Here is a 13,466-nt window from a genome sequence, read left to right on the forward strand (position 1 = left end):
CGGCACGCGTCACAGCGCGATCGGCCGGTACGCCAGCGCCGCGTCCACGATCTCCTCCGCGCCGGCGTCGGCGAGGTGGGCCGGCGGATGGAAGATGAGGCCGGACGGGCCGGGCATGACCACGTTGGCGTCGAACAGTGCGACGTAGAAGTCGGTGTGGGGGTCGCCGGCCATGATCCGGCGGACGATCTCGACGAGTTCGTCGCGGGTGATGCCGGGGACCCGCCGGACCGGGGGAGCGGCGGCCAGCTCGTCGAGCTCGAGGCCGGCGCACCCGTCCCGCAGGTCCTCGGCGGTGTGGTCGTGGCCGGTGGCGTCGTTGAGCGCCGCGATCGCCGCCGCGGCCCGCGGGTCGCCGCGGTCGAGCAGGTCCCGGATCGTCGTCATGCGCGCCTGTACGGCCGCGAGCCGGTCGGCGGCGACGGCCGGTGGCAGCAGCTGCGGCCTCAGCTCCATGCGCCGATCCTGCCACGGCCCCGCCGCCGGTGGATGCCGGTGGATACTGGCGGGGTGGACGAGTCGGCTGCCGTCCAGCGCGGGTGCGTACCTGCGCGGCGATGACGGGCGGGCGCAGGTGCAGTTCGCGGCCCGGCGGATCGGTGCGGACAGGTCGCGGACCGGCTCGCGCACGAGGGCGGGCTGCCGTGGACGGCGGGGTGGCTGCTCCCGGCCGAGGAGACCCCGCATCGCACCCTGGTCGCGCTGCGCGGCCCGGTCACGGCGCTGTGGACCGACGACGCGACGGTCGGCGCGATCGCCGCGTCGGGGGAGTACGCCGTCTGCGCCGCCGGCGGCCAGGTGATCGTCGAGGGGTGTGGGCGGGCGACGGCCGGGCTCGCCGTGGACGGCCGGCACCTGCTCGCGGCCGCCGACGGCACGGGACTGCGGCTGTGGGAGGCGACGGCCGGGGCGCCCACCGAGCTCGACCACGTCGGCGTGCGCCTCGACGGCCTCCGGGTCGCCGCCGGGCGGCTGCTCACCGGGGCCGAACCGACCGTGTACCACGACAACGACGAGCAGTCCGGCGGCGCGACCCGGGCGTGGGCCGTGCGCGGCGACCCGCCCCGCCTGCACGAGATCGACCCCGGCCTGCACGAGGTCGACCCCGGAGGGCATGGGATCGGCCCGCACCGCCGGCACGGGCAAGACGCGGGCCGGTTCGCGGGGCGGGCCGGGGCCGGTGCCGCCCGCCCCGCGGACGACGACCTCGCCCTAGTGGTGGGAACGCGGCCCGGGGTCGAGCCGGAAACGGATGCGGTGTGCGTCCCGCCGCACCTCGCCGCCGCCGGGCATCGCCAGGTCCCGGTAGACCTCCGCGGGAGCCTCCGGGCCCGAGGCGACCAGCACGACGAACGCCGCCGGCCGTGGCGCGTCACCCGCCTCCGGCGGCCAGCCCAGCGCGATGCCGTCGAGGCGCCCGTGCAGCTCGTCGCGGCCGATCACGTGCTCCTCGCCGGGCCGGACCGCGACGCCGGACGGGTCGAGCGAGGTGACGACGCGGCTGCGGCCCAGGACGTCGAACGCGAGCAGCGACACGTGCACGGTCGCCGCGTCGTCGTTGCGGACGTGCACGTACACGTGGTCGCCGGCGTGCACGACGGCGTCCTGCCCGGGCAGCGGCCGGGCCCGGCCGTCCACCACCCTGCCCCATCCGACGGTCACGCGGGCGTCGAGGGCCGCGCGTTCCGGCGCCTGCTGCGGGCCGGGGCCCGGCTCGACCGGGTCGGGCCGGAACGGTGCCCGCAGCGAGGGCCCCTCCGCCTCCGGCCGCTGGAACGGCACCTCGGCCCGCACCCGATCGCGGACCTTCGGCAGCAGGCCGGCCCAGGTCACCGGTGCGTCACCGGCCTCGGCCAGGGCCAGGGCGAGGGACTCGGTGAACAGCCCGACCCGTCGTCCGGCGTCGTTGGTGTACTCGTACGCGGACTGCTCGCGACCGCAGGCGACCACGCGCACCGCGTCCTGGTTGCCCAGCGCGTGCAGCGCGGCGGTGTCGAGGCCCTGGCGGCGCAGCCGGCTCAGGTGCTCGGCGACGTCGAGGTACACCGGCGCGGGCAGCGCCTTCACCCGCAGCTCGTCGTCGCGCGACACGTGCGCCGCGTGGCAGGCGTCGACGACGACGGTGACGTTGCGGGTCGTGTTCGTCAGCCGGACCAGCAGCACCGACAGCTCCGGCCCGGTGATGCCCCGGAAGTCCTCGCCCGCCGCCCCGGTGTGGTCGACGGGGACGATGAACTGCAGCCGCGGCGGCGGCGCGAGCCGGCCGCGCGGCGCCAGCTCCGGCGGCGGCGTGGCCAGGCCGCCGTGCCCGCTGTAGTAGACGACGACGGCGTCGCCGGGGCGGGCGTCGCGGATCAGCCGCTCGTACGCGTCGAGGATCCCCGCACGGGTGGCCCGCGCCCCGTCACACCGCGTGACGGCGAAACCCCGCCCGGCGAGCAGCCGCGCCATCACGTCGACGTCGTTGCCCACGCCGGTGAGGCCGTGGGTCTGTGCACCGATGAGCAGGGCCGTGCGCCGCATGCCGTCCTTCCCGGTTCCACCGTTGCGCGTACTGCACCATTGCTGACGGACCGGCGCGCCGTGGCGTGAATCTTGCGATGCGATACCGCTTTGCGTCTCGCCCGGCGGCGCCGCAGCGGCGATCCTGGTCCCATGAGTGATCACCCGAGGGCGGCGACCGCCACGTACGACCTGCTGCACACCGGCTACGCGGGCGCCGGCGTCGCCTCGACCGTCGGTTTCGTCCGCGACGGCGACGTCCTGCTCGTCACCGACCCCGGCATGGTCCGCGACCGCTCGCTGATCCTGGACCCCCTCGCCGCGCTCGGCGTCGACCCCGCGTCGGTCACCGACGTCGTCTTCAGCCACCACCATCCGGACCACACCCTCAACGCCGCGCTGTTCCCCAACGCGCGCTTCCATGACCATTGGGCGGTGTACCACGGCGACCAGTGGGACGACCGCGACGCGGAAGGGTTCGAGCTGACGCCGTCGATCCGGCTGATCCGCACCCCGGGCCACACCGCGGAGGACATCACCACCCTCGTCGGCACGGCGGGCGGCGTGGTCGCCTTCACCCACCTGTGGAACACCGCCACCTCGGTCGGCGACGACTACGCCACCGACCTCCCGGCCCTGCACGCGGGCCGCGCCAGGGTGCTCGCGGTCGCCGACGTCGTGGTCCCGGGCCACGGCCCCGCCTTCACCCCGACCCCGGACACCCCCCGCTGACCCGCGGGCCGTCAGCTCCGGGGCGGGGCGTGCCGCTCGGTGATTCGCCGCGCTTCGTCGGCGGCTGCCGCCGCACGGTCCGGGTCCGTCTTGCGTAGGCATTCCGCGAGGTTGTTCAGCGACTGGGCGAGGTCGGACTCGAACGCGGCCGGGTTCGCCGCCGCCAGCCGCCGCCGCATGTCGACGGCTTCCACGGTGGCGGCCAGCGCCTCCTCCCACCGCCCCAGACCCGACAGGTTGACACCGAGGTTGTTCACGGACGTGGCGAGTACCCCTTCGAACGCGGCCGGGTTCGTCGCCGCCAACCGCCGGTACACCTCGACGGCTTCCATGGTGGCGGCCAGCGCCTCCTCCGGCCGCCCCAAGGTCGACAGCCGGTTGCCGAGGTTGTTCAACGAGCGGGCGAGATCGGGTGCGAACGCGCCCGGGTTCGCCGCCACCAACCGTCGATACATGTCGACGGATTCGACGGTGGCGGCAAACGCCTCCTCGGGCTTCCCCAGACCCGACAGCAGCACGCCGAGGTTGTTCAACGACTGGGCGAGATCGGATTCGAACACCACCGGGTTCTCCGCCACCAACCGCCGGTACACGTCGACGGCTTCCACCGCGACGGCCAACGCCTCCTCCGGCCGCCCGACACTGGTCAGATCGATACCGAGGTTGTTCAGCGACCTCGCAAGGTCGAGTTCGAACATCGCCGGGTTCTCCGCCGCCAGCCGCCGGTACACGTCGACGGATTCGGCGGTGGCGGTCAGCGCCTCCTCCCGCCGCCCCAGGTCCGACAGCCGGAAGCCGAGGTTGTTCAACGACCGGGCGAGTGCACCTTCGAACGCGGCCGGGTCCTCCGCCGCCAACCGTCGCCGCACGGCAACGGCTTCCATGGTGGCGGTCAGCGCCTCCTCCCACCGCCCCACACCCGACAGGTCGACACCGAGGTTGTTCAACGACTGGGCGAGGTCGGACTCGAACGCGGCCGGGTCCGCCGCGGCCAACCGGCGCCGCATGTCGACGGACTCCATGGTGGCGGCCAGCGCCTCCTCCCGCCGTCCCAGATCCGATAGTTGGAAGCCGTAGTCGCTGAGCGCGCCGGCGAGGTCGCTGGCGTGTCGCAGGTTGGGGTCGGCGGCGTGGAACTGCCGGCGGAACCGGAGGTTGGCTTCGGAGTAGGTGGCGGCTTCGTAGCGCTGGCCCAGCCGCGCGAGGACGGACTGGAGCTGGTCGCAGACGTCGGCGAGGTCGCGGGGGTCGGTGGTGGGGTCGAGGGTGTGGACGGTGGTGAGGTGGTGGTGTGCTTCGCGGAGGTCGTCGGCGTCTGCGGACAGGGGTTGGGGCCAGGTGGCGACTCTCCATCGCCAGTAGGCGGCGGCGCGCTGGTGGGCGTCGATGAGGTGGTTGGCGCGGGTTGCGAGTGCGGTGGCGGTCCACCGGTGCACGAAGTAGGTCGGTGCTGCGTCCGGCCCGTGGTCGGGGGTGAGCAGGCCGGTGTCGACGCCGTCGATGATGGCCTGGTCGAGGTAAGGGTCGGCGGTGACCTGGGGCAGCGGCAGCTGCTGCCCCAGCAGGACTTCGACCTGCCGGCGCAGCGCCGGCGTCAGCTGGTCCAGGGTGACGTCGCCGGGTGGGATGCCGGCGGCGGTGAGCAGGTCGGTGATCTGCTGGTCGATCGCGTCGATGTGGCCGGCGGGGTCGATGGTGGGGTCGAGGTGGCCGAGTTGGTAGGCGAGTGCGGTGCGGTCGACGGGGACCCGGTAGACGCCGGCGCCGATCAGTAGGCGGACGGCTTGCGGGGTGTGGTCGAGGTTGGTGAGGAGCTGGTCGAGGAGGATGTCGTCGGCGGCGAGGGTGGCGACTTCGGCGATGGCGTTGTCGAGGGTGGTGTGCGTGCCCAGGTAGGTGTCGACGTCGTGGTCGCGGACCTCGGTGGCGGCTGTCGTTGTGCGGAGGTGGTGTTCGACGGCGCGGCCGAGGCGCAGCGTGACGTCGGTGTACCGGGCGGTGCCCGAGGCAAGGAGCGCGTCGACGTATTCGAGGCAGCGCGGGTGGCCGCCGACTGCCCGCCACACCCGTTCCAGGTCGGTGCTGGTCATCCGGTCCAGGTGCGGCAGCGCCCAGGCGAGTTTCATCGTCTCGGCGAACGACAACGGGCCCAGGTGGTGGAACGTCAGGCCTCGGTGGGCGCCGCCGGGGAGGGTGAACCGGTACCGGCAGGTGATCAGCAGCCGGCACCGTCCCGGCCGGGCCACCAGGTCGGCGAGCAGTCCTGCCAGGGCGGGGACGACGGGCTGGGTGCCGGTGCCGGCCAGGTTGTCCTCGAAGTTGTCCAGCACGATCAGCACCGGCACCTCGGCAAGGAGATCGTGCAGCGTGCCGGTGCGGTCCGCGGGGCTGCGGCTGGGGTCTGCGATCCGGGCCAGCAGCCGCAACACCCGCTCCGGCGGCGCGACACGACGGTCGTGCAGCTGGTCGTTGATCTGCAGGGCGAGCGCGGTGAACAGCTGCTCACCGGTGACCGGGCCGGTAACCGCGACCACGGCTCGTTCCGGTTCGCGTTCCTGGATGCGGGTCACGAGCTCGTCGGCGAGGGTGGTTTTGCCGACGCCGCCGAGGCCGTGGATGACGATCCCGGCGGTCCGGCCGCTGAGCAGCGCTGCCGGCCATTCGCGTTGTTCGCGGCGCCGGCCGACGACCTCGCCGACCTCCCGCCGCAGGATTCCGGTCCCGATCCGCCGACCGGACACTGGTGCCGGCGGCGCGTCGGGGTCGATGACCGGGACCGAACCCGACGGGGCGTACACCGACACCGTCGACCACTCCTGGAACCCGGCCAGCCGCCGGTCCCGGTCATCCGCGGACCGCTCCAACTCCACCTGCACCGCGGCGCGGGCGTCAGCGACGGCAGCGACGACGTCGGCCGCCGGATCAGCGGCGAGGCGGCCGTAGACGCGGGCGAAGACCCGGGTCGCGTACACGTCGCTGATCGACGTCTCCGTCGCGATCACCACCCCCGCGCCCCGCGCCAGCAACCCCTCCGCGAACGACCCGCCACCATTCGTCGTGTGCGAAGCGGTGTGGCAGGCGGCGAGCGCGAACACCGGCGGCGTCGCACCGGGTGGGACCGCCTCGTTCAGGAACTCGTCGGCGGTCACCGGCCGGGCCGCGCCGTCCTCGTCCTCCAGCACCAGCAAACCCGGCAGGCCATGGCCGGACAGGTGCAGCACGTGCGCCGGCGCGTCGGACAACGCCGCCCGGATCGCCGCTGTGGTTGCGAAATGCACCACCCGCACGTCCGCGTCGTACGCCCGGGCCGCCCGGACCGCGGCCAGCACGTTGCGCAGTTCCTGCTCGTAGTCCAGGACCTGCCCGCCGCCGGACAGCGGGGAGGAGATGGCCACCACGATCCGCAACGGACCCGGCAACCGCACCGCCGCCGACCGCGCCTGGCGGAACGCCCGCACCTGCGGGTCGATCCCCAACGGCAGACCCGACCCCGGCGACAGCATCGTCTCCCACGGCAACCCCGCCAGCTCAGGCACCACCCGCAGCCCCACCCGCGTCGGCCGATGCGCCGAACGCGCCGCCGCGACCAGATCACTGAACAACGCACCGGCCGCGTCGGCGAGGAAGTTCTCCGTCAACGCCCGCCCCACGGCCACCACCGGCGCCTCCACCCCACCGCCGGCCTGCTCCGATGCCAGATCACGCTGCACCGTCAACCCGGACCGGGACCGGCGGAACACGTCCAGGGACACCCGCAGGCCCGGCACCACGCCCTGGTGCGGGACGGTCACCGCCTGACGGCCCTGACCCGACACCGTCACCGACCCCGCGTCCACCACCACCGACACGTCCACCGCCGCACCAACCGCCGACCGGCGCACCCACGGCTCGGCGACACCGTCCAGCACCACCAGCAGATCCTCGACCCGGACCACCCACACCGAGTCCCGCACACTGCCGTGCCGGCCCGACACCACACCCACCACCAGGCCGTCCGAGCGACGCAGCACCGGCGCGCCGCACATCCCCGCCGTCACCGCCTTCGACTCGACCCGCCCGACCACCACACCGTCGCGGGTACCGCTGCCCTCCAACAGCCCCGACGCCTCCACGAACCCCGCGCCGTCCGACACGCCCGTGACCGTCACCGGCGTCGACAGCGGCTGCTCGCCCGTCGGCGCGAACCCCGCCGCCACCCCCGGCAACACGCCCTCGGCCAGCGCCACCACCGCGAGGTCATGCACCGGGTCGACCCGCAGCACCCGCCCCGACGCCGCACCACCGGACGAGGCCAGCGCGTCCACCAGCACGCAGTCACCGGACCCCGCCTCAGCAAGGACCTGCCAGGCTGTCACCACCACGCCCGGGGCAACCTGGAAACACGTCCCCACCGGCACCCGGTCAGCGGACAGCACCCGACCCAGAAACCCGTCGACCGCCACAACGACGTCTGACGGACAGACGCGCCGTTCCGTCAGCAGATGGGCGGGCCGGTGGTGGCGGCTGCGGCGACCGGGCTCGCCGCCGCGGACGGGGAGGGCGACGCCGACGGCGACGGTGAGGGGGAAGGCGACGGGGACGCGGCGGCCGGGGAGTACATCAGCGTGCCGGTCTGCTGGAACGCCGAGGAACCCAGCGCCACCCCGGGCACCGTGACCTGGTGGCCGGCGGTGTCCGTGATGCGCAGGGTGATCGGGCCGGTGAGGCCTGACGGGCCGGTCCAGGTGTTGTCGGTGTTGTGCTTCAGCGGTGTCCAGCCGTCGCCGGCCTGGAGCTCCACAGTGGACAGGCGGTTGCCGTGGTTGTCCAGGACGACCGACAGGGAGGAGTAGCCCTTGCCGCCCTGGGCGCGGACCTTCAGCGGGCCGGGCAGGGCGGGGTCGCGCACGGTGCCGTAGGTGATCTGGATGATGCCGGCGCTCACGGCGCCGATGCGGGCGAAGGCGGCCTTGCTCAGGTCGATCTTTCCGGCGGGGCAGGAGGGGCACTGGTCGACGACCTGGACGTTGGTGGTCTGGCCGTTGGGGCCGGTCACGGCGAGATACGAGCCGCACGCGGCGCCGCCCGCCCACTCCGCCGGGCCGATGGCGGCGTAGCCGTCGCTGGATGGGGCGCCGAGGTTGCACATGCCGTTGCGGTTGGTGCTGTAGTACGAGGCGCTGCCGCCGCGCACGTTCTCGACCACCGGCTCGCGGGCGAGCGACAGCGGCGCGGGCGGCGCGGCGCAGGCGGCGTTGCCGCTGTCCTGCATGACGAGCACGATCGAGACGACGACGGCGAGGACGGCACCCGCGGCGGGGATCATCCAACGCAGGTGGCGGCGGTCCATGGGTCCGGGAGTCTAGAAGCCCTTTCGGGCTTCAGGGAAATCGGACGGGCGGATTGCTACATTTGCGGTGATCGCCGCATTTGCGGTCTGACCCTGGAGGACCGCGATGCGCAGGCTGCTGTACGCCCTCGGCGCGCTGGTGACGGCCGTCGTCGGCGGGACGGTCGCGCTGGCCGACCCGCCCGCGGACTGGCCCGTGTCGGCGTGGCCGGCGTGCGCGGACGGCACGGCGCAGTACTGCATCGAGTCGGCGACCGTGACACCCGCCGGCGGCGTGGAGACGCCGGCGGCGACGCTCGGGCTGTCGGCGACCGTCACCACGCTCGGCGGCTACGTGACGTCGTTCAACTGGTCGGTGGCCGGCTTCGACGGTGACGGCATCAGCAAGGACGTGAAGGCCGGCTCCATCGAGCTGACGGTCCGGACCGGCGCGTTCGTGCCCCGCTACACCATGGCCCTCGCCAAGGACCTGCACCTCAGGCGTACCACGGATCCGGACACAGGCAACAGCACGCTGGTCATCGCCGGCCGGGTGACGCAGATCGACTGGATCACGCAGGACATGGATCTGTTCTCCGCGTGCGTGGCGGGCACGGACTGCGGCGACGAGAACACGATGGCGGACGCGACCGGCACCGGGTCCCGGTTCATCGGCAACACGCAGGACATGGAGGTCTGGGATCCGGCGGCCCGGGACGCGTTCGACGGGTTCTCCCTGGCCTCCGACGCGCAGGCGCGGCCGACGGTGGTGCAGTTCGTGCCGTCCCCGGAGCCGTACTGGTACCTGTCGGTGCTCGGCAACCCGCACCTGGACCAGCACGGTGAGCCGGTCCGCGGGTCGTTCAACGCGTTCATCCCCGGCAACTACTTCACGCAGGTCGGCACCACGGCGAAGCTGGCGGCCACGGTCGGGTTCGAGGTGCAGGGCGTCGACGCGGACACCGGCGCGACGGTCTCGATCCCCGCGACGGTGACGCACGTCGACGACGGCGTCATGCTCGACGTGCCCGACCTCGGGTATTCGATCCAGCGCATCAACGTCTACAACCGCCCGCCGGCCGCGTCCGCGGACACCCTGCCCGGCACACCGACCGGCGTGCAGGCGGCGGTCGGCGCGAACGGTGTCGGTGTCACCTGGACCGCACCGGGCAGCAACGGCGGCGCGACGATCACCACGTACCGGGCGCGGGCGTTCGGGCCGGGCGGTGGGGTCGCCGGGGACTGCGAGGCGACGGCCCCGGCGACGTCGTGCACCATCGGCGGGCTGCCCGCCGGCGCGACGTACGGCGTGGCCGTCACCGCCACCAACGCCGTCGGCGAGGGCGACCCCAGCACCCCGCGGGTGAGTGCGGCGATCCCCGGACCGACGCCGACGCCGACGCCCACGCCTGCACCGACACCGACGCCCACACTCACGCCCACACCGAGCCCGACGCCGACGACGGCACCGACCGTCACGCCGGTGACACCGTCCACGCCGGCGACCGCGCCCACGACCGCGCCCACGACCGCGCCCACGACTCTGCCCACGGTCGCGCCGACGCTGCCGGCGACCGTGCCGACCGGTGACGGCACACCGGACACGTCGGGCGGGGTGGTGTTCACCCCGGCGAAGCGCACCACGACGCTGACCGGGTCCGGGTTCGCGCCGAACTCCCTCGTGACCGTCGGGATCTACTCGGCGCCCGCCGCGCTGGTGACGACTACGTCGGACGCGGCCGGGAACGTCTCCGTGGAGGTGACGATCCCGGAGGGGTACAGCGGGAGCCACACCCTGGCGATGAGCGGCATCGCGCCCGGCGGCGCGCCGCGGGTGCTGACGCTGCCGGTGACGGTCGCGGCGACGGCGGGCCCGCTCCCGGTCACCGGCCCGCCACCGATCGGGCTCCTCGCCGCCGCGGGGCTCGGACTGGTCGGCGCGGGCGCCGCACTCCTGCGCCTGAACACGGGCACGCACACCCGCGCGGCACAAGAAGCACAATGAGTGCACCAATGCGTTGACATTGAGGTATCGACAGGCGTTCCATGTGTGGATGCGCAGCGTTGCGTCGTTGGCACTCGTCGTGGGGATCCTTGCCGTCCCCTCGCCCGCTTCGGCGGACCCGCCGGTGTGCGGGCCGCCCGTCGTCAGCACCACCCAGCCGGGCTACACCGTCGCCGACCCCGACTGCGACGTCAACGGCACCCCGTTCGTGCCCGTCGGCGGGTCCAGCGTGTGGACCGGGATCACCGACGGCGCCGCCTACCGCATCGAGCGGCCCGCGGCGTGGAACGGCGAGCTGGTGCTCTACGCGCACGGCTTCCGGGGCAGCGGCACCACCGTGTTCGTCGACAACCCGTCGCTGCGCGCACACTACCTGTCGCGTGGGTTCGCGTGGGCGGCGTCGAGCTACCAGACCAACGGCTACGACGTCGGGCAGGGCGTGCGGGACTCGTACACCTTGATCCGGCGCTTCAAGGAGCGTACCGGGCAGTCCGCCAGGGCCGTCTACATGACCGGCGCCTCGATGGGCGGGCACGTCACGGCCGTCGCCATCGAGCAGCACCCGTCGGCGTTCGTCGGCGCGATGCCCACCTGCGGCGTCCTCGGCGACGCGGAGCTGTTCGACTACTTCCTGGACGCCAACGTCACCGCCGCGGCCCTGACCGGCACCGCCATCACGTTCCCGAAGGCGCCCGTCGATCCTTCGTTCCTCGAGGTGTACCGCCAGCAGGTCGCGCAACAGGTGCCGCTGCTGGGCACCGGCGCCGGGCTGACCGACCTCGGCCGCCGGTGGGGTGACTACGTCGAGCAGCGCAGCGGCGGCACCCGGCCCGGCTTCGACGCCGCGTTCGCCTACTGGAGCGCGCTGCCCGCGATCCCGCCGCTGACGTCGGTGCCGTTCCTGTTCGGCGTCTACCCGGGCCTGTCCGGCGGCACCGCGAACATCGCCGACGGCAACGTCACGTCCAACCGGTTCACCCTGTACCAGGGCGACGACAACCCGTGGCTGTCCCGCGACGAGCTGCGGCTCAACCGCGACGTCCTGCGGGTCGACCGGACCGACCGGCCGTCCCGGGACCTGTCGGGGGTGCCCCGCGTCGACGGGCGCCCGCGGATGCCGGTGCTGTCGATGCACACGATCGGCGACCTGTTCGTGCCGCTGTCGATGGAGCAGGAGTACGCCCGGCGCGCCGGGCTGCAGGGCCGCGGGAAGCTGTTCGTGTCGCGTGCGGTGCGGGCCCTCGGGCACTGCGAGTTCACCGGCCCGGAGCTCGCGCAGGGCTTCGACGACCTGGTCTCCTGGGTCCGCACCGGGCACCGCCCGGCCGGTGACGCGATCCTGGACCGCCACGCGGTCGCGGCCGCCGACTTCGGCTGCCGGTTCACCCTGACCGACCGGGCGTCGTTCGGTGCCGCCTGCCCCCGCTGAAAACTCGGCGGCGGGCGGGCGCGGGTCGCTGCTACCGTGGCAGCGGCAACTCCCGGTGCGCCGGTGACGGCTCCTTCTTTCTGTAAAAAAGATGGCCCTCGGGCCGACCGCCGTCACCACTTCGATCTCGGGAGCTGCCCACACGACCGCGCGGCGGGTGCCCGGTGCGCAGACCACGGATACTTCTGGCTTCATCGGTCGCTGGTTCGAGCCCAGCCCTCCCGGTTCCGGGAGGTAGCTCAGTTGGCAGAGCAATGAACTGTGCCGCGGTCGACATCGATCTCGGGCGCCCCGCGGTCGTGGCCCGAACTGGGAGGACGGCATGAGCCAGCTCGCCGAGGCCGTCGACGAGGTCGCGGGGCGGACCGGGTTCTCCGGGGTCGTCAGCGTCGACCGGGGCGGCGACGTCGAGCTCGTCGCGGCCTATGGGCTCGCCGACCGGGCCGCCCGCGTGCCGAACACGCCCGGCACCAGGTTCGGGATCGCGTCCGGCGTCAAGGGGATGACGGCCGCGGTGGTGATGAGCCTCGTCGAGGACGGGCTGCTCGGGCTCGGCACCGCGGCGCGGGACGTGCTCGGCGCGGACCTGCCGCTCATCGGCGACGCCGTCACCGTCGAGCAGCTCCTCGCACACCGCTCCGGGATCGGCGACTACTTCGACGAGGACGCCGGGCACGACATCACCGAGCACGTGCTGCCGGTGCCGGTCCACGAGCTGCTGGACACCGAGGACTACCTGAAGGTCCTCGGCGGGCACCCGGCGAAGTTCGCGCCCGGCACCCGGTTCTCGTACTGCAACGGCGGCTACGTCGTCCTCGCGCTCATCGCCGAACGGGCCGCCGGGGTGCCGTTCCACGAGCTCGTCACGCGGCGGGTGTGCACGCCGGCGGGCATGGCCGGCACCGGGTTCCACCGCTCCGACGAGCCGCCGCCCGGCCTGGCCACCGGCTACCTGCCGATCGCCGGTGCCGACCGCACCAACGTGTTCCACCTGCCGGTCCGCGGCAGCGGCGACGGCGGGATCAGCTCGACCGTCGCGGACGTGAGCGCGTTCTGGCGGGCGCTGACCGCCGGGCGGATCCTGCCCGCGGCGCGCGTCGCCGAGATGCTCGAGCCGCGCAGCGACGTGCCCGGCGAGCAGCGCCGCTACGGCCTCGGCTTCTGGCTGCCCGGGACCGGCCCCGCCGTCATCCTCGAAGGCTACGACGCGGGCGTGTCGTTCCGCAGCGTGCACGACCCGGGCACGGCGCTGACGTACACCGTCGTGTCGAACACGTCCGACGGCGCGTGGCCCGTCGCCCGCCGGCTGGGCGAGCTGCTGACCTCCTGAACCACGCCGAGTCCAAGATTCGACGCCAGCGTGGCGCAGGTCACGGCTCTGGCCGCACTGAAGCGGCGGCCAAGCGGGTCTTAACCGGCCGCCAAGTGGCACCGCGCACGGTGGTCCCACGGCGCCCCGGCCTCAGCGGGCGCCCCCACCCGAGGGGACC

Annotated in this window: 8 protein-coding genes; 4 read left to right on the forward strand and 4 right to left on the reverse strand. The window is 73.7% G+C overall.

Features of this window, described 5'->3' with window-relative positions; all coding sequences use genetic code 11:
• Positions 1-9: 9 nt before the first annotated feature.
• Complete coding sequence (locus tag OHA72_RS29975; protein ID WP_327011133.1) at positions 10-1,131, reverse strand: bacteriocin immunity protein; 1,122 nt, start codon at positions 1,129-1,131, stop codon at positions 10-12.
• Between the two features lie 81 nt (positions 1,132-1,212).
• Complete coding sequence (locus OHA72_RS29980; RefSeq protein WP_327011134.1) at positions 1,213-2,523, reverse strand: caspase family protein; 1,311 nt, start codon at positions 2,521-2,523, stop codon at positions 1,213-1,215.
• Between the two features lie 132 nt (positions 2,524-2,655).
• On the opposite strand from OHA72_RS29980, the gene OHA72_RS29985 reads away from it, so the two are divergent.
• Entirely contained in the window at positions 2,656-3,234 is a 579-nt protein-coding gene (locus OHA72_RS29985; RefSeq protein WP_327011135.1) for an MBL fold metallo-hydrolase, read from the forward strand.
• An 11-nt stretch (positions 3,235-3,245) separates the two neighbouring features.
• On the opposite strand, the gene OHA72_RS29990 is transcribed toward OHA72_RS29985, so the two are convergent.
• Positions 3,246-7,676: a tetratricopeptide repeat protein gene (locus tag OHA72_RS29990; protein WP_327011136.1), complete on the reverse strand. Its 4,431-nt coding sequence runs from the start codon at positions 7,674-7,676 to the stop codon at positions 3,246-3,248.
• A gap of 32 nt (positions 7,677-7,708) precedes the next feature.
• Positions 7,709-8,563 carry an expansin EXLX1 family cellulose-binding protein gene (locus OHA72_RS29995; protein WP_327011137.1) on the reverse strand — a complete coding sequence of 285 codons (855 nt, stop codon included), beginning with the start codon at positions 8,561-8,563 and terminating at the stop codon, positions 7,709-7,711.
• A 106-nt stretch (positions 8,564-8,669) separates the two neighbouring features.
• On the opposite strand from OHA72_RS29995, the gene OHA72_RS30000 reads away from it, so the two are divergent.
• The 3 genes from OHA72_RS30000 to OHA72_RS30010 all read left to right on the forward strand — a co-directional run bounded on the left by OHA72_RS30000 (position 8,670) and on the right by OHA72_RS30010 (position 13,306).
• Positions 8,670-10,547, forward strand: a complete 1,878-nt coding sequence (locus OHA72_RS30000; protein WP_327011138.1) for a fibronectin type III domain-containing protein — start codon at positions 8,670-8,672, stop codon at positions 10,545-10,547.
• 67 nt (positions 10,548-10,614) lie between these two features.
• Entirely contained in the window at positions 10,615-11,976 is a 1,362-nt protein-coding gene (locus tag OHA72_RS30005) for an alpha/beta hydrolase family protein (protein ID WP_327011139.1), read from the forward strand.
• A gap of 322 nt (positions 11,977-12,298) precedes the next feature.
• A complete protein-coding gene (locus OHA72_RS30010) occupies positions 12,299-13,306 on the forward strand; it encodes a serine hydrolase domain-containing protein (RefSeq protein ID WP_327011140.1) in 1,008 nt (335 codons plus the stop codon).
• Positions 13,307-13,466: the final 160 nt, after the last annotated feature.

The sequence above is a fragment of the Dactylosporangium sp. NBC_01737 genome (assembly GCF_035963215.1).
Classification (GTDB): domain Bacteria; phylum Actinomycetota; class Actinomycetes; order Mycobacteriales; family Micromonosporaceae; genus Dactylosporangium.

Bases quoted from the DNA above. Each gene is read 5' to 3' on its own strand.
- OHA72_RS30000 (WP_327011138.1), top strand. From the start codon at position 8,670: ATGCGCAGGCTGCTGTACGCCCTCGGCGCGCTGGTGACGGCCGTCGTC.
- OHA72_RS30010 (WP_327011140.1), top strand. From the start codon at position 12,299: ATGAGCCAGCTCGCCGAGGCCGTCGACGAGGTCGCGGGGCGGACCGGG.
- OHA72_RS29980 (WP_327011134.1), bottom strand. From the start codon at position 2,523: ATGCGGCGCACGGCCCTGCTCATCGGTGCACAGACCCACGGCCTCACC.
- OHA72_RS29995 (WP_327011137.1), bottom strand. From the start codon at position 8,563: ATGGACCGCCGCCACCTGCGTTGGATGATCCCCGCCGCGGGTGCCGTC.
- OHA72_RS29985 (WP_327011135.1), top strand. From the start codon at position 2,656: ATGAGTGATCACCCGAGGGCGGCGACCGCCACGTACGACCTGCTGCAC.